22 protein-coding genes are annotated in these 25,456 nt (G+C 41.5%); 15 read left to right on the plus strand and 7 right to left on the minus strand.

Going from position 1 to position 25,456, the window contains the following annotated elements; translation table 11 throughout:
- Positions 1–9 precede the first annotated feature (9 nt).
- Positions 10–1,050: a TQO small subunit DoxD gene (locus DWW10_RS13365; RefSeq protein ID WP_022392794.1), complete on the minus strand. Its 1,041-nt coding sequence runs from the start codon at positions 1,048–1,050 to the stop codon at positions 10–12.
- A gap of 15 nt (positions 1,051–1,065) precedes the next feature.
- Positions 1,066–1,284, minus strand: coding sequence for a DUF6132 family protein (locus DWW10_RS13370; RefSeq protein WP_022392793.1), 219 nt, complete (start codon positions 1,282–1,284; stop codon positions 1,066–1,068).
- 198 nt (positions 1,285–1,482) lie between these two features.
- Between DWW10_RS13370 and DWW10_RS13375 the strand changes: the two genes are divergently transcribed.
- The 11 genes from DWW10_RS13375 to DWW10_RS13425 all read left to right on the plus strand — a co-directional run bounded on the left by DWW10_RS13375 (position 1,483) and on the right by DWW10_RS13425 (position 13,259).
- Entirely contained in the window at positions 1,483–2,934 is a 1,452-nt protein-coding gene (locus DWW10_RS13375; RefSeq protein ID WP_182021407.1) for an ATP-binding cassette domain-containing protein, read from the plus strand.
- A gap of 12 nt (positions 2,935–2,946) precedes the next feature.
- Positions 2,947–4,272, plus strand: coding sequence for a tetratricopeptide repeat protein (locus DWW10_RS13380; protein ID WP_022392791.1), 1,326 nt, complete (start codon positions 2,947–2,949; stop codon positions 4,270–4,272).
- 158 nt (positions 4,273–4,430) lie between these two features.
- Positions 4,431–5,639 (plus strand): 6-bladed beta-propeller, encoded by a 1,209-nt coding sequence (locus DWW10_RS13385; RefSeq protein WP_022392790.1) that lies wholly within the window; start codon positions 4,431–4,433, stop codon positions 5,637–5,639.
- 3 nt (positions 5,640–5,642) lie between these two features.
- On the plus strand, positions 5,643–6,830 hold the full coding sequence (locus DWW10_RS13390; protein ID WP_022392789.1) for a BF3164 family lipoprotein: 1,188 nt from the start codon (positions 5,643–5,645) through the stop codon (positions 6,828–6,830).
- A 147-nt stretch (positions 6,831–6,977) separates the two neighbouring features.
- Positions 6,978–7,313 carry a hypothetical protein gene (locus DWW10_RS13395; RefSeq protein ID WP_259320483.1) on the plus strand — a complete coding sequence of 112 codons (336 nt, stop codon included), beginning with the start codon at positions 6,978–6,980 and terminating at the stop codon, positions 7,311–7,313.
- A gap of 146 nt (positions 7,314–7,459) precedes the next feature.
- Entirely contained in the window at positions 7,460–8,107 is a 648-nt protein-coding gene (locus DWW10_RS13400) for a DedA family protein (RefSeq protein WP_022392787.1), read from the plus strand.
- Positions 8,108–8,125: 18 nt separating this feature from the next.
- Entirely contained in the window at positions 8,126–8,773 is a 648-nt protein-coding gene (locus DWW10_RS13405) for a DUF47 domain-containing protein (protein WP_022392786.1), read from the plus strand.
- Between the two features lie 14 nt (positions 8,774–8,787).
- On the plus strand, positions 8,788–9,816 hold the full coding sequence (locus DWW10_RS13410) for an inorganic phosphate transporter (RefSeq protein WP_022392785.1): 1,029 nt from the start codon (positions 8,788–8,790) through the stop codon (positions 9,814–9,816).
- 117 nt (positions 9,817–9,933) lie between these two features.
- The gene (gene fsa / locus DWW10_RS13415) at positions 9,934–10,590 is read left to right on the plus strand and encodes a fructose-6-phosphate aldolase (protein WP_007664365.1); all 657 of its coding nucleotides are present in this window, start codon (positions 9,934–9,936) and stop codon (positions 10,588–10,590) included.
- A gap of 113 nt (positions 10,591–10,703) precedes the next feature.
- A complete protein-coding gene (locus DWW10_RS13420) occupies positions 10,704–12,581 on the plus strand; it encodes an LTA synthase family protein (protein ID WP_022392784.1) in 1,878 nt (625 codons plus the stop codon).
- Positions 12,582–12,587: 6 nt separating this feature from the next.
- A complete protein-coding gene (locus tag DWW10_RS13425) occupies positions 12,588–13,259 on the plus strand; it encodes a phosphatase PAP2 family protein (protein ID WP_022392783.1) in 672 nt (223 codons plus the stop codon).
- Between the two features lies 1 nt (position 13,260).
- Here DWW10_RS13425 and DWW10_RS13430 read toward each other — a convergent pair whose 3' ends face one another.
- On the minus strand, positions 13,261–15,795 hold the full coding sequence (locus DWW10_RS13430) for a carboxypeptidase-like regulatory domain-containing protein (RefSeq protein WP_118487076.1): 2,535 nt from the start codon (positions 15,793–15,795) through the stop codon (positions 13,261–13,263).
- Positions 15,796–16,013: 218 nt separating this feature from the next.
- Positions 16,014–16,877 carry a GLPGLI family protein gene (locus tag DWW10_RS13435; protein ID WP_022392781.1) on the minus strand — a complete coding sequence of 288 codons (864 nt, stop codon included), beginning with the start codon at positions 16,875–16,877 and terminating at the stop codon, positions 16,014–16,016.
- 219 nt (positions 16,878–17,096) lie between these two features.
- On the opposite strand from DWW10_RS13435, the gene DWW10_RS13440 reads away from it, so the two are divergent.
- Complete coding sequence (locus tag DWW10_RS13440) at positions 17,097–18,632, plus strand: sensor histidine kinase (RefSeq protein ID WP_022392780.1); 1,536 nt, start codon at positions 17,097–17,099, stop codon at positions 18,630–18,632.
- 1 nt (position 18,633) lies between these two features.
- Positions 18,634–19,317 carry a response regulator transcription factor gene (locus DWW10_RS13445; protein ID WP_007664359.1) on the plus strand — a complete coding sequence of 228 codons (684 nt, stop codon included), beginning with the start codon at positions 18,634–18,636 and terminating at the stop codon, positions 19,315–19,317.
- Positions 19,318–19,325: 8 nt separating this feature from the next.
- Here the strand turns inward: DWW10_RS13445 and DWW10_RS13450 are convergent, their stop codons facing one another.
- Positions 19,326–19,949: a hypothetical protein gene (locus DWW10_RS13450; RefSeq protein ID WP_022392779.1), complete on the minus strand. Its 624-nt coding sequence runs from the start codon at positions 19,947–19,949 to the stop codon at positions 19,326–19,328.
- 356 nt (positions 19,950–20,305) lie between these two features.
- On the opposite strand from DWW10_RS13450, the gene DWW10_RS13455 reads away from it, so the two are divergent.
- Positions 20,306–22,930 carry a BACON domain-containing protein gene (locus DWW10_RS13455; protein ID WP_259320484.1) on the plus strand — a complete coding sequence of 875 codons (2,625 nt, stop codon included), beginning with the start codon at positions 20,306–20,308 and terminating at the stop codon, positions 22,928–22,930.
- 74 nt (positions 22,931–23,004) lie between these two features.
- Here DWW10_RS13455 and DWW10_RS26455 read toward each other — a convergent pair whose 3' ends face one another.
- On the minus strand, positions 23,005–23,133 hold the full coding sequence (locus DWW10_RS26455; protein WP_259320486.1) for a hypothetical protein: 129 nt from the start codon (positions 23,131–23,133) through the stop codon (positions 23,005–23,007).
- Positions 23,134–23,223: 90 nt separating this feature from the next.
- Here DWW10_RS26455 and DWW10_RS13460 point away from each other — a divergent pair, with 90 nt between their 5' ends.
- The gene (locus DWW10_RS13460; RefSeq protein ID WP_022392777.1) at positions 23,224–24,393 is read left to right on the plus strand and encodes a mechanosensitive ion channel family protein; all 1,170 of its coding nucleotides are present in this window, start codon (positions 23,224–23,226) and stop codon (positions 24,391–24,393) included.
- On the opposite strand, the gene DWW10_RS13465 is transcribed toward DWW10_RS13460, so the two are convergent.
- Entirely contained in the window at positions 24,390–25,451 is a 1,062-nt protein-coding gene (locus DWW10_RS13465; protein ID WP_118487080.1) for an endonuclease/exonuclease/phosphatase family protein, read from the minus strand. The genes DWW10_RS13460 and DWW10_RS13465 overlap by 4 nt on opposite strands.
- Positions 25,452–25,456 lie beyond the last annotated feature (5 nt).

Consider the following 25,456-nt stretch of genomic DNA (forward strand, 5'->3'; position numbering starts at 1 on the left):
TGGGTAATATTATTTTTTAGTAATATCGGCTTCCCAGGTTGCTCCACTAATATCAGTTAATTCAAGTTTATATGTTCCGGCAGGTATATCATTGATGTTTTTTCCGATATTGATTTCTGCTTTGGCTCCTAATGGAATTATAAGGCTATACTTCCCTGGTTTTACTTTAGCAACATATTTGTTATGTATATCACTCATCGGGAAATTAGCCAATTCGTCACCATTTAGTTCCAGTATGATGTTATTTGCATGGTCTTTTAAAGTGATACCGATTAAGAAAGAACCATAGACGTCAATTCCTTCTACCCTCGACAGAGTAAATTTTAGTTGACCATTATTGAATCCGGTATCCGAAATTTCTATTTTAGGTTTTACGGATTTGTTATGCAGTTCGCCCCATACTCCACCATGAAATACCTGATTAGTGAAGAGGGTAAGTGCCAGAATAGCTATGCTGCCTGTTACTACTATTTTCTTGATTATACTTTCCTTTATAGATAATTCTCCGGATGCTATCCAAGGATACCATTTGCGTGTCTTTAGCCAAGGAGTTTTAGGCATCCATATCCTGTCGAGGGAATAATAACCGCCGCCTGTCATGAAAACTGTAAAGCCTGCAGCAACACCCAATACGCCGATCTGCCATTCGTCAAGGCAAGTAGAACCAATCCAGCCGGAACCTAAGAGGATTCCGCCAGCCAGGCCGATAACGCCTATACTTGCCAATCTTGTGAAATAGCCCAGCATGAATAATAAGCCGACGATAGCCTCTATAATCGTAAAGAGAACCATGGCCCACCAAAGTACATCCGGGGTACTTACCAGATATTCAATGATTGGTTTTATACCTAATGCATTCGGTAGGAAGTGGTTGAATTTCTCACCAATATATCCGGGAGCATCTTCTATTAATTTATTTTCCAGGATTAACCGTCTCCAAAAAGCTGAAAAATAAGTCCAGCCTACCACCAGGCGGAGGGCTAAAGAGAACATGCCGGAGAAGTCATAAACCTGCCTCGGGATACGTTTTGCTGCCAATTCTTGTTCCATAATGATTTTATATTATTAGTTTTGTTCGTTCTTCTTCAAGCTGTTCGGCTGGAATATATTGCCTAACAAGCCACCCATAACCGCTCCCCATAATGTGCTGTTCCAAGGAGAAGAGGTTATCGGACAAGTACCTGTGCTACAGCCTACATATCGCCAATATAAATAGCCTGCTATTGCTCCGATTATTATTCCTATGATTGTGGGCCAATACTTTTTTATGAATGTCTTTTCCATGTTTTGGATCTGTTTATTAATCGTTGATTTATTAGAAAAACAAATTTCCATTGGAAAATGTTTCCTTTATTATGGATTGTTTTTCATATTACTTGTTTAAAAATAGACAATTTGTACAAACAGTCTGTTTGTTTGAGTAAGTAAAACCGGAAAACTTGGTATCTTTGTGGCATTACAAAACAAAATATGTCTCCAATGATGCAATCATATACTATATCTTTGAAGGGAGGGGTGGCCCGTAATCCGCTTGTACGATTGGCTGCACCTGTTTCCATATCTTTTCCTGCAGACGAACACATTGCTATTGTAGGGCCTAACGGTTCAGGAAAGAGCCTTTTGGTAGATATGCTTATCGGGAAATATCCATTGAAAGAAGGGACACTGACTTATGACTTTTCTCCTTCCGCATCACAAACGGTTTATGATAATGTCAAATACATTGCTTTCCGTGATACATACGGTTCGGCGGATGCTAATTATTATTATCAACAACGCTGGAATACTCATGACCATGATGATGTACCATTAGTTAAGGATATGTTGGGAGCAGTTAGGGATGAGGCCTTAAAACAAGAACTTTTTGAATTATTTCGCATCGAACCTATGCTGGATAAGCCGATGATTCTTCTTTCCAGCGGTGAGTTGCGCAAATTTCAGTTAGTGAAAGCACTGCTTACCGCTCCTCGTGTGCTTATCATGGACAATCCTTTCATTGGATTGGATGCACAAACCCGTGAGCTGCTGAATACCTTGCTGGAAGGATTAGCTAAACGGTCTGCCGTGCAACTTATCCTGATACTCTCTATGATGGATGATGTTCCTGCATATATAGATAAAGTACTGCCAATAGCAAATCGTACAGTAGGACAGATGATGCCACGTGATCAATACCTTACCATATTCCGGAATGCAGATATACCTGTACCCGAAGATTTGCAACAACGCATTATCGACTTGCCATATGATAATACCAATTATGTTTCCGACGAAGTGGTAAAGCTGAATAAAGTCAGTATCCGCTATGGCGACCGCACCATTTTGAAAGAACTGGACTGGACGGTGATGCGTGGACAAAAATGGGCATTGAGTGGAGAAAACGGGGCTGGTAAATCGACTTTATTGAGTCTTGTATGCGCTGATAATCCCCAATCATATGCTTGTGATATCAGCCTGTTCGGGAGAAAACGGGGAACGGGTGAAAGTATTTGGGAAATAAAGAAACACATCGGGTATGTCAGCCCTGAAATGCATCGTGCTTATTTGAAGAATTTGCCGGCTATTGAGATTGTTGCTTCCGGCCTGCATGACAGCATTGGATTGTATAAACGTCCGAAGGTGGAACAGATGTCTGTTTGTGAATGGTGGATGGATATTTTCGGTATTGCTGCCTTAAAAGACAAACCTTTCTTGCAATTATCCAGTGGTGAGCAACGCTTGGCACTACTGGCACGAGCTTTCGTAAAAGATCCAGAATTGCTGATACTGGATGAGCCTTTGCATGGTCTGGATACTTATAACCGTCGCCGGGTGAAGAAAATTATCGAAGCCTTTTGCCGTCGGCAGGATAAAACCATGATTATGGTTACCCACTATGAAAGGGAGTTGCCCGCTACTATTACAGATCGCATATTCCTGAAGCGTAATCGGTAATCGTTCAATACTATGAAGAAACTGCTACTCTTGCTTTTGATGCTAATTGTCCTTCTTTCTTGTGGGAGAGGGGGAAAAGCATTGGATACTGCTCCTTCACGGGTAGTGCCAGATTCTTTTGCAATTGGTCTGAATCTGTTTAATAAAGGAAGAGCAGCTTCTCATAGCTCCGCCAATATGGATAGTGTCTTGTTTTACATGCAATTGGCTGAAAACTTTTTTAAACGTGAGGGGGACAAAGCGCAGGTGAATCGTTTCATTGCCTTTATTTATTCGTCAAGAGGGATGTTAGACGAGGCTGTGCCCTATTTTTTGAAAGCCAGTCGTATGGCAGATGAATGGCAATATAGCTCTATTTGCCAGGAAGTGGCCAAAGCTTATGCTGCTGCCGGACGTTTTCGGGAAGGAGTGTTAGTATTGGATTTAATACGGAAGAATATGAATGATAGGAAGGTAGTTCCTTACTATCATTTGGCAAAAGGAAATCTTTGGGCAGGTGTCAATGAATACGATTCGGCTGTTACTTATTACCGTACAGCATCTATATCATTAAATCGATGGGTTGCTGCAGAGGCATCCAGACGGTTGAAAATGTTGTATTCTTCGCAGGGAAAAGATAGCTGTTCTTTCTATGCAGCACTTGCTGCCAATGAGCATCTTGTAAATGAGTTGAGGAGAGAAGAAGGTTTTGAGAATCGGACACAATACGAAAAAGCTAAGCTCGAAAATGAGCTGAATCGTCTGAAAATAGATAAGCAGAGGCGTGAAATCTGGCTTTTGAGTTTAGGGCTTTGTTTTGTAGTAGCATTTGCGGTAGGTTATATTGTCTGGCAGCGTCGCAAACGCCAGATGTATAAGCAGCTTTGGCGTGAGCAATCTCTGCGGCTGAGCCAGACAGAGCAGTTATTGCAGCAATCAGAGGAGTTGAATATGCTACGTGAAAAAGAGGGTATGCTTCGCGAATCACTTTTCCGACGAATGAAGTCATTTCATAAAATCCCTTCTTTGGAGAAAGAAGAAGAGGCTTCCGAAGAAGAGAGTGATAGTCAAAATAGACGTATAGCTTTATCTGATGAAGAATGGGAAGACATACGTCAAACGGTAGATGGAAGCTATGATCGATTTACTGTGAGGTTATTAGAAGCGTTCCCGGGATTAAGTATGAAGGATATATATTTCTGTTGCCTGGTGAAAATTAACGTTAGCATCAAGGATTTATCAGATATCTATTGTATTAGTCGTACCTCGATTAGTCGTAAGAAGCAACGCATGAAACGCGATAAGTTGGGGCTGACTGAAAACAATGAAACTCTGGATGATTTTTTGCGCCGTTTCTGAACTTTTGTCTATACTTATTTTAGGTGTAAAAGATGTATAATTCTTAAAATCAATGATTTATTCGTTTAGTGATCTGCCGGTTTTGTCTATAAGATAATTTGCTTCTCCTCCCTAAGACAGCTACCTTTGTCTCATTGTTTCACATAAAAAATAAGAATATGAAAAACAAGCAATGGAAAAGTACTGGATGGCTGGCAAGCCTGTTGTTTATTGGGGGGCTGAGTTCCTGTTCGAATGGAGGTCAAAGTCAGAAAAGTTCAGCATTGGATACACAGCCGATAGCCGGTTCGGTGGAGGTTATAAATGGAGATTCCATCTGGGTTTGTAATCTGTCGGCATTGAAAGATACTGTGGTACTTCCATTGAGTTACTTTGCAGATGAATTGCAGATTGTGAAGTTGGATAATCGGGATGAAGCATTGGTGCCTGTACGAAATGTGATTGTTTCTGATAATTATATATTGGTATGGGGTAAAGATCAGACTCCTTTTAAACTTTTCGATAAAGCAGGGAAATTTCTGGCTAATGTGGGGGCTTTCGGTCAGGGGCCCGGTGAGTATCAGTTGATTTATGATGCCCAGATTGATGAGGCTGGCGGGCGTATCTATTTACTTCCGTGGAATGCTAAATCTTTGTTGGCTTATGATTTGAAAGGACAGGCTGTACAGAGTATTCCATTGCCCGGTCTGGTGCCGAAAGGTGTCTTTAAAGCAAATACGAAAGATTCTTTGTTGTCTGTATTCCTTCTGCCTTTTGAATATTTGCCGTATGTGGCATGGACTCAGAAGTTCAATGGAGAAATACAAGATACGATACGTTCACGCCATTTAGCTATAAAACCGGACTTTAGCAATGAAGTGTATAGCAATAAAAATGGTGCAGACTTTGATGTTTCTCTTTTTGTATTTTGGGAACGTCGTCCGGACAGTCTTTATCATTATGCCAACGGACGTTTGAATCCTCGTTTCACTATGGATTTTGCTAAGAAAGAAATTCCTATTCATGATTACAAGGAATTGCCACGTCATTTTCTGGGAAGTACATCTGTAGAAAAACAGTTGGATGAAAATCATTTTACAACAGATGTGCCAGCTGATTTTATCATGGACAAAGAATCTTTGAAAGGTGCTTTCTATAAAGTAGAGAATGACTATCTGGGGAATATGCCTATTCCCTGGTTTTCGTACAGTTGTTCAAATGGATATTATACAGCTAATATGGAACCTGTGGCTTTGAAAGAAACATTGGAAAAATACCTGGAAAGTGTTAAAGATATTCCTGCTGCCGACCGGGAACATATGCAGAAACTGGCAGATAGTATTCATGAGAATGATAATAATTATATTCTGTACGCTAAGTTGAAATAATAAATGAAACACTTACTTTACATTATATTGCTGTCTCTATTGTTTCTCTCTGCCTGCAAGTCGCGGGCGGAGCAGAAGCAACAAGAGGCGAACGATACGATTGTTGTAGAAACTCCAAAAATAATACAAGATGCTCCTCTGGTGGCTGGAAGTGTGACATTAAAAGATGAGGACTTCGGAGAACTAATAGAATTGGCAGCTACTCATCAGATACTGGATGAGGAAGGTCCCATTTTCAAAATGTCAGAACCGGAGATGCTGATTAAAGATGGATATTTCCTTTTGCAGAATCGTCCGGCCATGTCCTATACCCGTCGCCCGGATGGAACGGTTGAAGTAGTGAAACCGGCAGACGAAGGTCTGAACTGTTTCTTCCACTGGTACCGCTTACCGGATTTTCGTTATATCACTTCTTTCGGAATAGGAGGAAATGGACCTAATGAATTTAACTTTCCTCATTTGGTATCTTCTGGTGTGTCTGCTCCCGGTACATATGTTTATGAGACGGGTACTATGCAACTATTTGAAACTGATACGACGGGGGTATTGAAACCTTTTCCTTTTACCTTTAAATCGATCAAAGGTTCTTCTTATTCAGACCGGCAGGTATGTGCAGTTTCACGGGATACTTTCTATTATGCTGATAATGTGCCGAGAGGAAAGGCTATAATCCGTACTGTTTATCAGGGAGACAGTTTGCAGGCGGAACAAATATATAATCTTGCTTTTAGTAAGAAACATCGTTCCTGGAGTCCGTATATCGGTGATTTTATTGTCTCTCCTTCCGGTAATAGGATGGTATATGCTTATAAATATTTTCGTAAAATCCTGGTAATGGATACATCTGCCCAAACTGTACGGGATATTACTTTTGATGTTGATGGTGTGGATGCCAAGAATGATGTACTTACATTAGGTCCGGATAATGTGACTTATTATTGGGGAATATCTGCTACTGACGATTACTTCTTTCTGACTTATAGCGGACGTACTCCACTTCAGGTATCGCGTGAAAACGGTAAAGGTGACGGATATATCTTTGTGGAACAATATGATTGGGGTGGTAATCCGGTAGCGCGTTATAAACTTGATCATTGGGGCAGGGTGATATCAGATGGGAAGATATTATATCAGTTGTGTTATATGTATGACGATCCGCTCTTTTTGTATGCATTGCCCGGAAAAGAATAAAATCAGTTTGCAAGATAAAGGGCTAAAATGATTCATCTCTGAAAAATACTTTTTATATTTGCAGCCGTTATGGCGAAGTATATATTTTTATTTTGCATATTGTTAAGTGTATTCCTTGTATCGGGATTCGAGTCTGTATCCAATGATATGAAGGAGTACAAAGAACTTCGTGTAACAGAATTGCAACAGAGTAGACCGGAATGCAACTTATCCAATGCGAATGCAGAGCGATGTAAAAAGATTGTTTATGGAGGGGAATATGCAAGTAAGGCTATTGGCAGTATAACAACATCTGTTTCACGTAGTAATATTCCTTCTTCACAAGTCCTGAGATTCAATGCATTTTCTGTTGTAGCCAAGATTGTTAAATCTATAAAAGTTTTACTTCCTGAAGAAAAGAAGTTTTCTTTTCCATATCATCTTTCTCTTACTCAATATTCCAGTAGATATTATATCTATGCTTTAAGGCGTATTATTATTTAAATCTTCTTTCTCTTATAAGGCATTCTGTGCTTTATATTTTCATTAATTATATCAATTCATATATATTTCTGTCATAAGGAGTAGCGGGAGAGCTATTTTTATGTTGTGGAATATGTATATACTTTATTGTTAATAATCAATATGTAATGGAATTTATATTAGATTTTATTCTCCACATTGATCAATATATGATAGCTATTGTGCAGGAATATCATACCTGGACCTATGTAATATTGTTCATAATCATTTTTTGTGAAACAGGGTTGGTGGTTACGCCTTTTCTTCCGGGAGATTCATTACTTTTTGTGGCGGGAGCTATAGCTTCGTTACCTGGAACACCGCTTGAAGTAAATATCCTTGTTCTTATCTTGTTTTTCGCTGCTGTGTTGGGAGATTCCTGTAACTATATGATAGGGCATCTCTTTGGGCGTAAGCTGTTTAATAATCCCAATTCCAGAATATTCAAGCAAAGTCATTTGGATAAGACACATGAATTTTATAAAAAATATGGTGGTAAGACTATAATTATAGCAAGGTTTGTTCCCATTGTGCGCACTTTTGCTCCATTTGTAGCTGGAATGGGGAAGATGCATTATTACTATTTCATGGTGTACAATTTGATAGGGGGAGCTGCCTGGGTAGCGCTTTTCTGTTATGCCGGGTATTTCTTCGGAGACCTTCCGGTGGTGCAAGAAAATCTTAAATTGCTGATTGTAGCAATTATAGTAATTTCTATATTACCTGCCATAATAGAAGTGGTACGAGCAAAAATGAAATCAAAGAAACAGAAATAATTAGATACATTTATTCTTATGAAAAATTCCTTTTTTAGTAGGTTTACTCCCAAAGAACCTAAATTCTTTCCTTTGTTGAAACAATTGTCTGAGATTCTGGCTGCATCATCGGCTCTTTTAGTTGAAAGTCTGCAACATGATACGCCGGAAGAGAGAGCTGATTATTATAAAAGAATAAAAGACCTGGAACGTGAAGGAGACAAATTAACCCACTTAATCCTTGACGAACTTGGAACCACTTTTATTACTCCTTTTGATCGTGAAGATATTCATGCCTTGGCATCAACTATGGATGATGTTATAGATGGAATAAATAGCTGTGCCAAACGTATTCATATTTATAATCCCCGTCCGATCTCTGATAGTGGAAAGGAACTTAGTCTTTTGATTCAGCAAGAGGCTGTTTGCATTGGTAAAGCAATGGATGAATTGGAAACTTTTCGCAAAAAACCGGCGGCATTACGTGGATACTGCAATAAGCTACATGATATAGAAAATCAGGCGGACGATGTATATGAGCTCTTTATCACGAAACTTTTTGAAGAAGAAAAAGATTGCATTGAACTCATAAAGATTAAAGAGATCATGCATGAACTGGAAAAAACGACCGATGTGGCAGAGCAGGTGGGTAAGATATTAAAGAATTTGATTATAAAATACGCATAGAAGAAGCTGAGAACATGGAATTATTAGTGATAATTATTGTACTGGCTCTGATATTCGATTATATCAATGGCTTCCACGATGCAGCAAATTCAATAGCTACTATTGTATCAACCAAAGTTCTTACTCCTTTTCAGGCAGTAATATGGGCAGCTTTTTTTAATTTTGTTGCATTCTTTATTGCCAAGTATCTGATTGGAGGTTTCGGTATAGCCAACACAGTGTCTAAGACTGTGCTGGAACAGTATATCACACTACCGATTATTTTATCGGGAGTGATTGCTGCCATTGCATGGAATCTGTTTACCTGGTGGAGAGGCATTCCTTCATCTTCTTCGCATACCCTTATCGGCGGATTCGCAGGAGCTGCCATTATGGCCCACGGTTTCGATGCCATTCAACTCAATATCATTCTGAAAATCGCAGCTTTTATTTTTCTGGCTCCTTTGATAGGAATGATTGTTGCTTTCGGATTTACCTTATTGGTTTTATATGCTTGCCGACGTGCACATCCCCATACGGCTGAGGTCTGGTTTAAGAAATTACAGCTGGTGTCTTCGGCAATGTTCAGTATAGGGCACGGCCTGAATGATTCACAGAAGGTAATGGGTATTATAGCAGCAGCTATGATAGCTGCTCATTCAGAAGGGCTGGGTATGGGCATAAACAGTATTGAGGATTTGCCGGATTGGGTCGCTTTTTCCTGCTTTACTGCTATTTCGCTTGGCACGATGTCCGGTGGATGGAAGATTGTGAAGACAATGGGTACCCGGATAACCAAGGTGACACCTCTGGAAGGTGTTGTTGCGGAAACGGCTGGTGCCTTTACCTTGTATCTTACGGAGTTTTTAAAGATTCCGGTTAGCACTACACATACAATTACCGGAGCTATTATTGGGGTAGGCGCTACTAAACGGCTTTCTGCTGTACGTTGGGGGGTAACGAAAAGCCTGATGACTGCCTGGGTGTTGACTATTCCGGTGAGTGGCCTTCTGGCAGCCGGGGTTTATTGGCTTATTACCCTGTTTTCCTCTTTATTGGGATAAAACGGTATAAACTGAAAACATTTAACTAAACTATCTGTTTTTAATTATATATGCTTCATATTTTGATATTTCATTTTATGTCGCTTTATATTTTAATCACAATAAACAGTTTATGCCATGAAATTCTTTATTGACACTGCAAATTTAGACCAGATCAAGGAAGCCTATGATATGGGCGTTCTCGATGGAGTAACCACCAACCCTTCGCTTATGGCGAAAGAGGGCATCAAAGGAGTAGATAATCAGCGGAAACATTATGTGGAAATCTGCAACATCGTACAAGGTGATGTCAGTGCCGAGGTTATTGCTACGGAGTATGAAGGTATGATTAAGGAAGGCGAAGAGCTTGCTGCACTCAACCCGCATATCGTAGTAAAAGTTCCCTGTATTGCAGATGGTATCAAGGCTATCAAATATTTCACTTCCAAAGGTATCCGTACCAATTGTACATTGGTATTTTCTGTAGGACAAGCTTTACTGGCTGCCAAAGCGGGAGCTACTTATGTATCTCCGTTTGTGGGACGTCTGGACGATATCTGTGAGGATGGTATTGCACTGGTAGGTAAGATTGTGGAGATGTATCGGTATTACGGCTATACCACACAAGTTCTTGCGGCTTCTATTCGTCATACAGCACACATTATGCAATGCATTGAAGTAGGTGCCGATGTAGCAACTTGTCCATTGTCTGCCATTAAAGGCCTGCTTAATCATCCATTGACGGATTCCGGACTGAAAAAGTTCCTGGAAGACTATAAACGTGTAAACGGATAATAAAAATACTCTTATAAGCCTTTCTTTCACGGTTTTCTTGAACATTATTCGCGAAAAATAGAATAAAACAACTATTTTTGCGCTCAATATAAATATAAAACAAGAAAAAGCTGATGAAAGAAAGGCTTATAGGATTGATAAAGACGTACATCCTTTTCGTCTGTATCTTTATATTGCAGAAACCGTTATTTATACTTTACTACAGTTCTTTGTATGCAGGTACTTCCTGGACAGATCCCTTCCTGGTTATCTGGAATGGTTTACCCCTTGACCTCTCACTGGCCGGATATCTAACGGCTATCCCCGGATTACTTTTTATTGCGTCCGCCTGGACACTTTCCAAGACGCTCCGCAGTATCTGGAATGGTTATTATTTCTTCATTGCTATTTTACTCGCTGTCATTTTCATTGTTGATTTAGGTTTATATGAGTATTGGGGTTTCCGTCTGGATGCCACGCCGCTCTTCTATTTCTTCTCTTCTCCTAAAGATGCATTTGCAAGTATGAATATATGGCAGATGATAGGTGGAATAGTAGCCATGATCGTATATGCATCCTTACTTTACGTCATTTTCCTTTGGGTACAGAGAGGTATTTGGAAGGGACTGAAGTTACCTTATCGCCGCCTGTCCGTATCGGGTGTCATGTTGTTACTGACTGCCCTGCTTTTTATTCCTATCCGCGGTGGATTCACCGTTTCTACAATGAATACCGGTAAAGCCTATTTCAGTTCTAACCAGCGACTGAATCATGCGGCTATCAATCCGGCGTTCAGCTTGATGGAATCTCTTTCCAAGCAAAAAGATTTCAGTAAACAATACCGTTTTATGGAAGCGGCACAGGCAGATGAACTGATGAAGAAGCTGGTAGATCCGCAGGTACTGGATAGTACTGCGGTAGTTCCTGATACTTTGCGTACAGCTTTATTCAAAACAGAACGTCCGAATGTTATTTTCGTCATACTGGAGAGTTTCTCGTCCAAGTTGATGACTACTCTGGGTGGCGAGCCGGATATTGCCGTACAGATGGATAGCCTGGCAAGCGAAGGAGTTCTCTTTACGAACTTTTTTGCCAATAGCTTCCGTACAGACCGTGGATTGGTATCCATTCTGAGCGGTTATCCTGCACAGCCTACCACCAGTATTATGAAGTACCCCCGCAAGACCCAGAATCTTCCTGCTATTGCAGGTAGCCTGCGTGATGCCGGATACCGTACCAAATATTATTATGGGGGTGATGCCGACTTTACGAATATGCGTTCTTACCTGATGTCTTCCGGTTTTGAAGGTATTGTTTCAGATCAGGACTTCTCCGTATCAGAGCGTTTGAGTAAATGGGGGGCACACGATCATCTTGTTTTCAATCGTCTGTTGGAAGATATAAAGGCTGAAGCGGCGGATACGGCTACGGCAGATAATGCCCGTCCGTTCTACCGGGTATTGCAGACCTCCAGCAGCCACGAACCTTTTGAGGTTCCCTATCGTCGTCTGGCGAATGATCGTTTGAATGCTTTTGCCTATACTGATAGTTGTGTAGGTGACTTTGTGAAGCGTTTCCGTGAATTGCCGCAGTGGAAGAATACGGTAATAGTATTTGTGCCCGACCATCTGGGGGCATATCCCGAACAATTGAATAATCAGTCGGTAGACCGCTATCAGATACCTCTGTTATTGGTTGGCGGTGCAATTAGCGAACCAAGACGTATTGATGTGTACGGTTCACAACATGATATTGCTGCTACTCTGTTGGCACAATTATCCTTGCCTCATCAGAAGTTTGTATTCAGCAAAGACATGCTGAATCCTGCTTCTCCTCACTTTGCTTTTTTTGCAGTTCCGGACCTTTTCGGTATGGTAACACCGGAAAACCTGCTGATATTTAACTGTGAAGCAGATGCTGTAGCAGTAGATGAAGGCACTGCGAAAGGAGAGAACTTGCTGCCGGGCAAGGCTTATTTACAGAAATTGTATGATGACATTGCTAAAAGATAAAACAAGATGATGCTATTAGACATTTTGAATCAGGTAGTCGATATTGATACTGATATATTCCTTTCCATCAACCGGATGCACAGTCCGTTCTTTGATTATTTTATGAGTGCATATAGTGGTAAATGGATTTGGGTTCCTATGTATGCTGCTATCTGGTATGTCATGCTGCGCAATTTCCACTGGAAAGTGACTTTGTTCTGTATGATTGGGTTAGCACTCGTCATTACCATTGCCGACCAGACAGGTGCAACATTGATACGCCCTTATGTGGAGCGTCTTCGCCCGGCTAATCTGGAAAATCCGATATCCGATATGGTACACATCGTAAATGGTTATCGGGGTGGGCGTTATGGTTTTCCCTCTTGTCATGCTGCCAATACTTTCGGGCTGGCATTCTTTATCTGGTTCCTTTTCCGTAAGCGATGGCTCACTGTGTTTATAATGGGATGGGCACTGCTAACTTGCTATTCGCGCATTTACCTGGGAGTACATTATCCGGGTGACCTTTTGGCAGGTGCGCTTATCGGGTTGATTGCAGCATACATTGTATATCGCCTCTTCCTGAAAGTCAGTGGATATAAGACCATGAAGAAAATTCCCCATATTTATGCTCCGATATTGGTTGGAGGATTAACAATATTGGGGATACTCATCTATTCCACGGTAATGGTATTATAGATTAAAACTGATAATTTACCGTTACCATGGCTTCCCTCGAGCGTATATTCAGTCGCGAAGTATAACTTTGTGTGGCTGAATACGTCGTGTAAGCATACTCCTTCTTGTTGAAGAGATTGTTGAGACTTGCTTCCAATCTCCATTTTTTTCTTTTATAGATAAGGGATGCATCTGCAAACACTGTGTTGAGATGCGTATGCTCTCCTAAATCATTCCGGTAATGTTCGCCGGAAAGGCGCAGGTCCACTTGTCCGATGCTGAATGTGAGGTGTAGCCGTTGTACAAAGTCCAGCAGTGGGCTGAGGCGGGTATCGCTTCCTATCTTGCTACCACCATACCCCAATGTCGCATGATATTCTGCTTCGAAGAGATCTGCGGGCGACCATATAATCTTAGGTTCTGCTTTCAGATAATCATAACGGTAAGTTTGCAAAAGACTTTGTTGGTCGCTATCAGTCAGGCGCGTAAGTTGCTCCCCGTTGCTACGACTGAGCAGCAGGGTAAGAGAGGTTTTCAGATGCCAGTCGTATATGCCTTTGGACAAGGTACTGCTGAGGTTCCAACTATCGCTGTGATTCGGCAGCTCACGTCGGGTGTAGACAATTGCATTTTCAGAAACACTTTGCTCAAAGAGGGTATTCCGGTTACTGCGACTGTAGGTCAGCGAGGCTGTGACAAAGAATTCCTGCACGGTATTTTTATATTCACCATAAAGATTATAAGTCTGCGTAGTGCTTGTTGGAAAAAGGCCGTTACCGCTTCGCCAGGTGCGGTAGTCGGTTTGGTAAAGTCCCGGATATAGGTCGGAGAAATCTCCTGCCGAACGTTTCAGACTGCCATAGAGAGAGAACGTCCAATGATAATCCAGTTTGTAACGCAAGTACGTGGACGGATTGAAGAACAGGAATGAACGTTGTTGTGAGAAGTATCGCTGGGCTTTTAGGGGTAGCGAAAGTGTAGCCAGCCATTTACCTCGTTGCAACTGGAAATAGGGGTTGAAATACAATGACAGGTTAGAGGCGTTGAAGTCATCAGGTTGTGTCAGCGGAATATACTCCATTGTAGCCCGTTCCCCTTGTATTCCTGCTTTGTATTGCTGGGTAAAACCGTTGTACTTGCGCAGATATGCCGCACTATTATCAGTATAGAAGCTGTGCTGATTGAATTTGCTTTTTCCTTCTTCAAGTAATAAAGATGCGGGCTGATAAGCATACTGTGTTGCCGAGCGGAATTCCCAGGTACTATTTTCCCGGTTCCGGATGAGATTGAAATAATTTCCCGCACTTAGCCGGGAAGTTCGTAGAGTTTGTCCGAGTTCTTCCGAACGTCCATGGTTTATTTCTCCATCCATTGTGAAGCGGTTGGATATATAGTTGCGATTGCTGTTATCTTCATAACGAAGTTCCAGATTGGCGGCATCACTTCTCAGGCGATAATGATAAGTTTCATCTATTTGTATGGTATCCGTTGGCTGATAATAGATTTGCGTATTTCCCCGTTGTTGCCGGATCACGTCATGGGTGTATCCGGCTTGCATACGTAAACTGCGATCTTCATTCCATTTGTACATCCGGTTGCCATTCAGGGTGTGCGTCTCATTAAACAATAAGCGTTTTTTATCCAACGGTGCACTGATGCCCGGCTGTGATAGAAAACCGGAAAGTGGCACTTCCTGCCAACCGCTTCCTGTCAATATTGTCTGTTCGTCGCTGAGGTCCTTGCCATTGTTATTTGTCTTGTAATTATAGACACTCTGCTTACCTTTGCCCAGTTGAAGGGCATTCAGCCCTCCTTCCCATAAGAGTTTATCATTGTCATCGCTCCATCCGGCGCCCAGTGTAGTGTTAGCTATCCATTGATCCCGCGCTTTCGGATCGAGTTTCAGGTTCAGTGCCACTTCTTCAGAGTTGATCTTTCCTTTCAGAGCCTTTACGGACTGATAGTTTTCCATGATTTCAGCCGTTTTCACAGCTTTGGCATTCAGATTATTGTTGATCTGGTTGTAGCGTCCGCCTGTGACGTCCATTCCCTCTACAAAGTAGTGGTCGATGGCTTTCCCTTTGTACTTAACTTGTCCATTTTCATCGACATCCACGCCCGGAAGTTTCTTCAATACATCCTTGATATGCACATCTTTAGAGGAAGCAAACTGTGCCAGATCATATCTTACCGTATCTTTCCGAGTATTGATGCGCCCCGGACGTATCTGTACTTCTTTCAGCACAATAGCTTCCGCTTGTAGGCTGAGATTCAGGGTTCCTGCCGCATTGATATTTCGCATTTCTCTCTTATAACCTAATAAAGAAATATTGAGTTGCAGTGTCCCGCTATGTTTCCACGGCAAAGAAAATTGCCCTTTGGCATCGGTTAGTGCATAGTCTATCGTTGTATTTCCGCGTAATACACTGATCATGACTGCTTCCAGCGGTTGATTGGTTTCTGCATCTGTTATTTTGCCGCTCAATGTCTGGGCGTAGGTAGACGACAAGAAACTAAAGAGAAACAGAAAAAATAGAATAATAAGTTTTTTATTCATACACTGCAATAATTGATTATTTGGCAACCGAGGATTGTTGTAATTTATGTACGATTACGATGCCTTTGTAATTTATTGATTATCAACGCGTAAAAAAGAGGCCATTTAAGTATACGACTGAATGGTATTCACTATACGACTGAATAGGGTTCAGTATAGGACTGAAATGCATTCAGCATGCGACAGATTTCACGAACGATTACGGGTGTGGAAAAATATTACCGTTCCAACGGGTTATACGGAACATTCTTCGGATTCTTGGTTGCATTACCCTGTTCATCGCTTACTTTAACAGTGACATTAGGCATGCTTCCGGTGATAAATCCTACCGGGTCGGCATAATAACGTTCGTGCACTTTGTTGTATGCTTTGCGGTTCATCGGTTCATGCTTCTTTCCGTCGAAGAGTATCGGCCTGTATGTATGGCACTGTTCCATACCGGCAGCGGTAAATGAATAATGCCCTTCACTGTCTTCCGCTTTCAGTATCAGTCCAGGTAGTCCACAAAGCTTCCAGGGACCTTCGCTGACGGGGATTTCTGCTGTAAACCATGCCGTCCATGTCCGGCCTTTGAATTGACATTCGGCTTTGCTGCAAAGGTAGGAGAGGACACTATCGTTTTCTGCCAGTATCTTCCATTGTGGACGTTCTTCCGCTTCTTCGCAACGCAGGCGCGTCATGCCTGCCACTTCATCGAGGGTCGTTACTTTTCCAGTGGGGTAGCCTTTGAAGGTACGTTCACCCAATTTGCTTTGCCCATATTGCTTCAAGTGTTCATTGATGGTTTCCTGTGAGGCTTTGTTAGCGAAATCCACTGCCAGTATGGAGTCGCATACATACTTGGTGTAACTGTAGAACTTGGAGAGATTTTTGCCTACTTCCAGCATCATGGTTTCTTCCGTAACATTTTCCGGTTTCTCCGGATTGATGATGCAGCGCGTTTCATATTGCACAAGGAGTTGTGCGTCGCCGATGGTATCATTCTGTATTTTCGTTCCATCAGAAACAATAATTTGTGCCTTTGCTTGTGATGCGCATAACATGGCGAGACACAGATTGAGGAAAATAATTCTTGCACTCATAGTTTTTACTTTTTTAGAGGTTTGACATGCTGCTTCCAGCGATTATTGTACTGCAAAACTATGCGGATTTTGCTTCAGAAGAGGGCGAAAGTTATTACTGAAATATTACGCAGCATATAATATCTGCCTCGCACGTACTTATATTTGCAAGCTAACTTCTACCTTTGCCGGTACCAAATGAAGGTCCTTTTGAAAAAGGCCTTAAAAAGAGGAATAATTATGGAACGACGGATTAAGATAGTTTGGATATTCTCCATTGTAGCGATGCTGCTCATTACATGCGGACAGGCTTACTGGCTACGTAACCAATACGAGTACATGAATGATGAACAGATCAATGATATCTATGATCGCATCTTGCAGACCACCCAACAGTATGACTCTATCCGTGCTCCCCAGCCCAAGAAGGTACTTAGTAGCAGCAATATGTTTTTCTATCAACTAAGTAAATCTATTGATTTGGAAGCACGGACCACTATCGACGAATTAATTTTAGGGGTTCTGAAAGGACGGGAGCTGGAGAGCGTGGGACAGGTGAATATAGAAACCCTCAAAATAGAACAGCAGGATTCTGCCAGTACGGATGCTAAAGAGAAAGAGGCAAAGCGCAGGGAATGGGCATTGGCGTTAGACACCCTTTTGCCGGAAGAACGGATCATTGTGAAGGATTCATTCAAGATCAATATGTCCGATAAAGATGCTCCGAACTTGAACTCCATTATTAATCTTTATCGTTTGGAGTTGGATATACCTTTTGCATTGCAGCAATTTGATTCCTTGCTTGCCATACGTTTGGACGAACAAAGGTTTACTACGCATCTGGTAGTTTCTGAAGATTCCACTTACCAGTGGAATGCCGAACTGAAGCGGCAAGGCACTTTGTTCAATCCGTATATCGAAGTAAGCTATCCCTATAATCCCCTGAAACATCAGTTGCTTCTTGTTACTGTGAAGGTTTCGCCTCATGCAGTACTTGTGCGTATGGGGTGGCAGTTATCCGGCAGTATCTGTCTGATTTTCCTATTGGGGCTTTGCCTGCTGTTTCAGATAAAAACCATCCTGAAGCAACGCCGGATTGACGAATTGCGAAAAAGCTTTGTAAACACCATGATACATGAATTGAAACGGCCTGTACAGGCTCTGAAAATGTGTATTGCTTTCCTGAATGACAAGTCTTTGCGAACGGATGAGAAAGCAATGGACGAAGTGATCCATGATTCTATGTCCGAACTGGATAATCTGTCGGCTTATCTCTCGAAGTTGCGCGATATGACGCGTGCCGATGATGAACATACACAACTTTCCGTTCGTACGTTCGATATAAAAGCGAGCCTGGAAAAGCTTGTCCGCCTTTATCATATTCCAGAGGATAAAGATGTTTCTATTGAGACACATTTCAGTACGGAGACTTTGGTGACGGCAGATCCAGTACACGTTTCCAACATCATCAGTAATCTGATAGAGAATGCTGTGAAGTATTCAGGTACTTCTGTGCACGTCGTTGTAGATTGTCTTTTGCAGGATCATCAGTTGGTAATACGGGTATCCGATGATGGTATCGGTATTCCGGTTTCCGAACAGAATCGTGTATTCGATAAATTCTACCGGGGCAGTAATCTTCCTGATCGCTCATTACCGGGTATCGGTCTGGGTCTGAGTTATGTAAAATTGCTGGTAGAGGCACACCATGGGACTATCTCTTTAAATAGTCAGGCGGGTAAGGGAACGACAATAGAAATTAATATACCTCAATAAGATGAAACCTTTGAAGATACTTTTTGCCGACGATGATTTGAAATACTCAATGCTGCTGAAGCGCTTTCTTGAAAAAGAAGGTTACGAGGTAACTTATGCCGGGAACGGAAGCATTGCTATCGAGCAATTTCCTCTTGTGAAACCAGATTTGGTGTTACTCGACATTAATATGCCCGGTCACAATGGCTTTGAAGTTGCCGAACGTATTCGCGAGACGGATAAGCATGTACTCATATTCTTCCTTTCCGACCGTAGTGATAAGGCCGACCGTCTGCAAGGTTTCCAGCTCCGTGCGAATGATTATCTTGCCAAACCGTTTTATCCGGAAGAACTTATAGCCCGTATTCGTGAACGTTTCGCTTCACAGCTTTCCGATACGGTGGAGGAGGAGACTTATCATTTCGGCCAATCTGTCTTCAATTACAGTACCAATGAAATACGAACGGGAAATAATAAAGTGCTTATAACTTCCCGTCAGGCAGAGATTCTCCGTTTGTTGGCGAAGAACCTTAATTTGTCTGTGGACCGTGACTTGTTGTTGAATACAGTCTGGAGCAGTGCCTCTTATGCAAACTCTCTGGCGCTGAATGTACAGATTACTTATTTGCGCAAGGCACTTCGTAACGACTCTTCGGTGAAGATAGAATCGTTGATGAAGAAAGGGTATGTATTGAAAGATAAGTAGTTTATTGTTTACTTTATTTCTTCTAACAATGTTTCTCCCTCATTTTGTATAAAGAATTTGCCTGTCCACTTTCCTGTGATTTGCAACTCTTCACCAGTATTAATTTCTGTGAAGCAGGCGCGGTAAGTAGCATTTACTTCTCGCAAACTAATGACGTGATTGTAAATCAGTCTGTGATGAGGAGGTATAGTCGATTCATGAGTTATTTCTACCATAAGGGGAATATATTGTTCCTCCAACGAAAAGAGTGTTTTAGGGCCACTATTTATATATGAAAAATGGTCTGATGGGAGGAGAGTAGAACCATCTGGGACATAAATATCATAAGGGGTTTGGGCTAAAAGTTGAAACAACTTTGTATCATCTGTGTAGAAGCATGAAGATTGTTTTACTTCTGCTGTTGGCTTGACTGTTACTTTCATTTCTTCATCAGTGTTATTATCAGTAAAGAAACCTGGTATCGTTTGCTTAATGATTTTAATTTCATCATCTTGCATAATCCATGCTACTTCTTTTAATTTGTAATCCTTTGCGAGTTCATCATCACCATCATCGTTGCTACATGCTGAAGCGCCGCAAAGTACTATAATAACAAATAGCCCGATTCTTAGTAGTTCTTTAATTTGTGTCATACCTTTAATTTTTTAGTTAGTCTATAAGTGTAATTTTCAAATATACGCCAATAAATTGAAACAATGGCTGTTTGTTGTGTTAAAAGTTCAGCTATACTTTGAAAGCAGACCCTTTCTTCACTGACTGTTGTTTTATCCTTATGCAGAATGTACAATGGTATCTATACAGACTCTAATGTTTTTAAGTTGATGATGCAAAGATTTGTATAGAGGTGCGCAATGTTTTTGCGCAGTGAGAATTATTTTTGAATTTTACTTCTTTTGCAGATTTCTTTGTATACTTTTGTCGGGCTATATAGATGAATGAGAGCAAACTTATATAGAACACTAAATAATATATGAAAATGAGATTGTTTATGAAGAACACATGGCAGTTATTTATCTGTCTGGTATTTCTGGCTGCTTGCAGTGATGATGCTGTAGAAGACCAAACTACTATTTCGTTGCCCCCTGAAACGGAGGCGCTGTTTGAGAAAGGACTGAACTTTACAAAAGATGCAGATACTCAGTCTTTAGAGTTCACAACTACGGAGGACTGGAGCATTACTGCTGCAGAAACTCGTAATGGTGAAAAGTGGTATCGGATTTATCCTACCAGTGGAAAAGCCGGAGAGAAAGCTGATGTTTCCATTAGTGTCGATAAAAATGAGACTTATGACGAACGTAGTGTTGCCATTACTATCAATGCCGGTAAGGTAAAAAAGACATTAATGATTTCGCAGAAACAGACAGATGCTCTGCTTGTGTCGAGCGAACGCATGGAAGTGAAACAGGAGGGAGGAACTATAGATATAGAGGTCAAAGCGAATGTGGAATACAAAGCGGTAATTGCAGACGATTGCCAAAATTGGATAAAGCTTGCACCTTCTACTACTCGTGGGCTGAGTACTTCTATCATTCGTTTCAAGATAGAGGCAAATGGGGAACGGGATAAACGTGAAGGAACAATATACATCACTGATGGTAAACTGACAAAGCCGGTAAAAGTATACCAACATGGTGGCGACATCATACTGTTGAATGAAAATGAGTATCCTGTTGGCGACCGGGGAGAGACTATTAAAGTAGAGTTGCGTAGTAATTGCACATATGGCATTCAGATGCCCGATGCAGACTGGATTAAAGAAGCGATCATGAATCGTGGAATGTCCAGTCATACCATTTATTATACAATCAGCCCTAATGAGACGAATGAAAGTCGTCGGGCAAAAATAATCTTCTATAATAAAGAAAATACTGCAATAGCCGATACTTTGACTGTGATACAGGCACAGAAGGATGCTGTTGTGATTGATAATAAGAATATCGAACTTAAAACTCCCAATGATACCATTATTGCTATAGATGTAAATGCTAATGTAGATGTAGAGATACGTCCTGCAGATACTTGTCAGTGGATTACGGAAAGTGCCGCAGCGCGTGGTTTGCAACTTCGCAAAGTTTATCTGAAAGCTGCTAAAAATGAGAACTTCTCACCTCGTCGCGGAAGAGTATTGATTAAAAGTAAGAATGGGAAAGACTGTGATACGCTGAAGATATGGCAGGCCGGGAAACCGACTACGGTGAAACTGGAAGAGTCGGAGTTGGACGTGCCTATGGCAGGTGGGACTTATCGCATCAAGATAGAAGCCAATGTGGCTGTGAAAATGAGTAAATGGAAGTTATTATGGCCGGAAGGGGAGCTTGGAGATGAACCAAGCAATGATATGACGGATGATTCTATTTGGAGTAAGGATTTGTTTGAGTATAAAAATAAGCCGGGAATTCCTTATCAGGCAACTCTGTCGGCTGATGGCCAATATCTGGAAGTTAAAGTAGATCCGGCAGTGAGTGCGAAAGCTACTTCTGTAGCAGTAAAGGTTTATGGTGAGTATGAAAATAAAGAGGCGCAACTGATTATTCGGCAGGATCCTGATCCGACCAAAGTGGTTCAGTTACAATTGGCCGAAAATGGTGCGGCAATGTTTACAAGTATCTGTACTTTTTCCTATCAAGCTTTGCAACAGATGTGTACACTCGAAGAACTTTATTCCCGCCAGTCCGAAAAGGAACAAGGCTATAATAGATATTTAGATTTTATCAATCATACTTTAAATCCTTATAATTCGTATGTATCAAATGCATGGGATGCTTGTTATACTACGATAAACAGGAGCTTGATAATAAATATGGGGTTGGAGAATGCTGTAAATGATGACATAACTTCTTCTGATAGCACAGCTGTCGTAGCCTTGATGGAAATGCACCGCTTCTTGTTATATTATGAAATGGTAAATTTATGGGGAAAGGCAGTGTATATAAATAAGCTTCAAACAGATTCATACACAGGCATGCCTGCAACTTTAAAAGCGGAATTATTGAAATTGTTTGTAGAGCCATTATTGCGCTCACGTGACTATTTACCTGGGGAAAAGGTGGCACAGACTACGGTAAATGATTGTTTCTTTCCTTCCCGTGATTTACCTTCTTTACTGCTGGCGCGTATTTATATGGAGCAAGAGGATTGGAGTAAGGCAAAGTCTATGTTGGCAGAAGTGATAAATAGTGGTAGGTATCAATTGGGAGATTTGGTTTATCAACTACCTGCATTCCAGGCATCCTCTGGCAATCAAAATGATATGGTAGCCAATATTTGTTTTAGTTATACAGAAGTCTTGCTGAATTTAGCAGAGTGTGAATTCCGTTTAGGCAATTCTGCGCAGGCTGAGGAATATTTGAACAAGGTAATAGTAGCTAATATCGGTTCTCCGGCATATTCGTCAGAAAAGTTGTCTGCTGCAAAATCAGGTGATGGCTTTATGGAACGTTTAGCAAATACGTGGCAGTCGCAGTTGAAAGGTACAGGTACCTATTTTGCTTTTTTGAAACGTAATGGAATTGCTGAAAAATTCTTGGATGTACCTGCTTGGAGATTGAAATTTCCAATTCCTCAGAGAGAACTGGATATGAATAGGTATATGTCACAGAATGAGGGATATTAGAATTCTGTAATTTGTATATTTAAAGTATTTCGCGCCACTTTCTTCCGGTTATGGGGAAAGTGGCGCGCAGTTTTCTATCGGGTATCTTCCAGTTTATTGACCGCACTGATACGTTCGTACTCTACCTTTGCTTGGCGGTAGATGGCTTCGGCACGTTCAATCCGGATACGGTAATCCCGCGGGTTGATGGAGAGCACTGACACGGAAAGAAAGTTTTCGGAAAAAGTTTCATTAAACAACCTGCCCCCTTTATCTGTTATTATCTTTATAAGCAACTAAAATCGGAGGAATATATGACGACATTAGGAGGGTGGATGAATAAAACCCTTGTAGGTTGGGGAGTAGATCCCAAATTTGCGAATACATTTGATGAAACTATCATCGCCATATTGATTATTGCTATAGCTGTAGGATTAGACTATCTATTCCAAGCAATATTTGTGGGCGGTATGAAGCATTATACAAATCGTTCACCCCATCGTTGGAATACCTTATTAATGAAGAGGAAGGTCGTTCCTCACCTGATACATACCTTGCCGGGCATTCTGATTTATTTCCTGTTGCCCCATACTTTTGTGCATGGAGTAGAGTTGTTAGGCTTGGCTCAGAAGGTGTGTGCCGTGTACATTGTAGCTGCATTAGCCTTTGCGCTGAACGGACTATTACTGGTTTTTCTGGATTTTCATAATCAAAAAGACAATAGTAAGAATCACCCGATGAAAGGGTTTGTCCAGGTATTGCAGGTACTGCTGTTCTTTGTGGCTGCTATCATTGCCATATCTATTCTTATCGATAAATCTCCCGCAACCCTTTTTGCCGGATTGGGTGCTTCGGCAGCAGTATTGATGTTGGTATTTAAAGATAGTATTTTGGGATTTGTGGCCGGAGTGCAACTCTCTGCCAATGAAATGCTGCGTATCGGCGACTGGATTGCTTTACCCAACGGATCTGCCAATGGTATTGTGAAAGAGATTACCCTCAACACCGTGAAGATACAGAACTGGGATAACACAATTTCTACCATTCCACCTTATACCTTAGTGAACGGTTCCTTTCAGAACTGGCGCGGCATGCAGGAGAGTGGTGGCCGTCGTGTGGATAAGAATATCTATCTGGACATGACCACATTGAAGTTTTGTACTCCTGAGATGTTGGACACCATTCGCAAGGAAGTTCCTTTGATGGCGGACTATCAGCCGGCGGAAGGAGAGGTGCCTACCAATGCACAACTTTACCGCATTTACATCGAACGCTATCTTTGTAGCCTACCTGTTGTAAATCAGGATCTGGACTTGATTATCAGTCAGAAGGAAATGACAACTTATGGAGTTCCTATTCAGGTCTATTTCTTTTCCCGGAACAAGGTATGGAAAGAATATGAGCGCATTCAGTCCGATATATTCGATCATTTGCTGGTAATGGTACAGAAGTTTGATTTGAAATTGTATCAGTATTCGGATTAATAAATGAGCCGGAAATCTGCCCATACAGGCAGGTGATCGCTGTAACCGTTCTGGTACTTCATTCCGTAGTAAGTGCGGAATGGCTGCACACCGCCATACTTTTTATCATCCGTCAATAGGAAAGAAGGACGAAAGATATCGGCTTTACTTTCACTGGTGCAAAAGTCTGCATCCGGCTGGAGAAGCGTGCCGGAGACGATGATATGATCCAGTAATCCCCATTCGCCCTGATATTTATAACTGCCGAAGTTTTTTTGTGTAGCGGCCTTACGGGCAAGCAAGTGATAGAATCTTTGTAGCTGCAAACTATTTTTGTCTTGAGGTGGTGTTTCCGCTGAGACTATTTTGCTGACCGATGCATTATCGGGATAATCGTTAAAGTCTCCCATGATAAGAATTTGCGGATGATACCGATGAAGGTAAACGCTGTCTGCCGCAGCTTTCAATTGCCGGGCAGCATGTAGGCGGTAAGGCTCGCTTTCTTTGGCACCTCCTGAACGGGACGGAAGATGAACTACAAAAACATCCAGTGTATCGTGATTTAATAACATCCCGCAAACGTGTAGTATATCTCGTGTAGGGCGAAATTTCTTTTTACCGGATATATGAGGTATGGAGATTCCCTGATAGGAAATCAGTTTGAAACAGTCCCGTTGGTAAAGCAATGCCACATCAATACCCCGCTGGTCGGGTGAGTTGGTCATTACATAGCGGTATCCGGCTTCCCGAAGAACCGAGCGCCGGGTCAGGTCGCGTAATACACTGTCGTTTTCCACTTCACAGAGGGCAACAAGTGCAGGTGGAGTCCAACCGCCTGCGGCTGTGATGGTGCGGGCTATGTTATCCAGCTTCTTTTTATATTTCGTATAATTCCAGTGGCGTACTGCGTCGGGCAGAAATTCATAGTCGTTTTTTAGCGTATCGTGGCGGCAGTCGAATAAGTTTTCAACGTTATAACTGACAACACGAAAAGAGAGGGTGTCCTTTTTCGTTTGTCCGCAAAGGAAGAAAAAAGGAGTGAACAGAAATGAAAAAGTAATATATAGTTTAATGTTCATTGAGA

The sequence above is a fragment of the Bacteroides intestinalis genome (assembly GCF_003464595.1).
Lineage (GTDB): Bacteria > Bacteroidota > Bacteroidia > Bacteroidales > Bacteroidaceae > Bacteroides > Bacteroides intestinalis_A.

Excerpts from the sequence above, each read along its gene's own strand:
- DWW10_RS13365 (WP_022392794.1), bottom strand. The coding sequence starts at position 1,050 with ATGGAACAAGAATTGGCAGCAAAACGTATCCCGAGGCAGGTTTATGAC.
- DWW10_RS13370 (WP_022392793.1), bottom strand. The coding sequence starts at position 1,284 with ATGGAAAAGACATTCATAAAAAAGTATTGGCCCACAATCATAGGAATA.
- DWW10_RS13375 (WP_182021407.1), top strand. The coding sequence starts at position 1,483 with ATGCAATCATATACTATATCTTTGAAGGGAGGGGTGGCCCGTAATCCG.
- DWW10_RS13380 (WP_022392791.1), top strand. The coding sequence starts at position 2,947 with ATGAAGAAACTGCTACTCTTGCTTTTGATGCTAATTGTCCTTCTTTCT.
- DWW10_RS13385 (WP_022392790.1), top strand. The coding sequence starts at position 4,431 with ATGAAAAACAAGCAATGGAAAAGTACTGGATGGCTGGCAAGCCTGTTG.
- DWW10_RS13390 (WP_022392789.1), top strand. The coding sequence starts at position 5,643 with ATGAAACACTTACTTTACATTATATTGCTGTCTCTATTGTTTCTCTCT.
- DWW10_RS13395 (WP_259320483.1), top strand. The coding sequence starts at position 6,978 with ATGAAGGAGTACAAAGAACTTCGTGTAACAGAATTGCAACAGAGTAGA.
- DWW10_RS13400 (WP_022392787.1), top strand. The coding sequence starts at position 7,460 with ATGGAATTTATATTAGATTTTATTCTCCACATTGATCAATATATGATA.
- DWW10_RS13405 (WP_022392786.1), top strand. The coding sequence starts at position 8,126 with ATGAAAAATTCCTTTTTTAGTAGGTTTACTCCCAAAGAACCTAAATTC.
- DWW10_RS13410 (WP_022392785.1), top strand. The coding sequence starts at position 8,788 with ATGGAATTATTAGTGATAATTATTGTACTGGCTCTGATATTCGATTAT.
- fsa (WP_007664365.1), top strand. The coding sequence starts at position 9,934 with ATGAAATTCTTTATTGACACTGCAAATTTAGACCAGATCAAGGAAGCC.
- DWW10_RS13420 (WP_022392784.1), top strand. The coding sequence starts at position 10,704 with ATGAAAGAAAGGCTTATAGGATTGATAAAGACGTACATCCTTTTCGTC.
- DWW10_RS13425 (WP_022392783.1), top strand. The coding sequence starts at position 12,588 with ATGATGCTATTAGACATTTTGAATCAGGTAGTCGATATTGATACTGAT.
- DWW10_RS13430 (WP_118487076.1), bottom strand. The coding sequence starts at position 15,795 with ATGAATAAAAAACTTATTATTCTATTTTTTCTGTTTCTCTTTAGTTTC.
- DWW10_RS13435 (WP_022392781.1), bottom strand. The coding sequence starts at position 16,877 with ATGAGTGCAAGAATTATTTTCCTCAATCTGTGTCTCGCCATGTTATGC.
- DWW10_RS13440 (WP_022392780.1), top strand. The coding sequence starts at position 17,097 with ATGGAACGACGGATTAAGATAGTTTGGATATTCTCCATTGTAGCGATG.
- DWW10_RS13445 (WP_007664359.1), top strand. The coding sequence starts at position 18,634 with ATGAAACCTTTGAAGATACTTTTTGCCGACGATGATTTGAAATACTCA.
- DWW10_RS13450 (WP_022392779.1), bottom strand. The coding sequence starts at position 19,949 with ATGACACAAATTAAAGAACTACTAAGAATCGGGCTATTTGTTATTATA.
- DWW10_RS13455 (WP_259320484.1), top strand. The coding sequence starts at position 20,306 with ATGAAGAACACATGGCAGTTATTTATCTGTCTGGTATTTCTGGCTGCT.
- DWW10_RS13460 (WP_022392777.1), top strand. The coding sequence starts at position 23,224 with ATGACGACATTAGGAGGGTGGATGAATAAAACCCTTGTAGGTTGGGGA.
- DWW10_RS13465 (WP_118487080.1), bottom strand. The coding sequence starts at position 25,451 with ATGAACATTAAACTATATATTACTTTTTCATTTCTGTTCACTCCTTTT.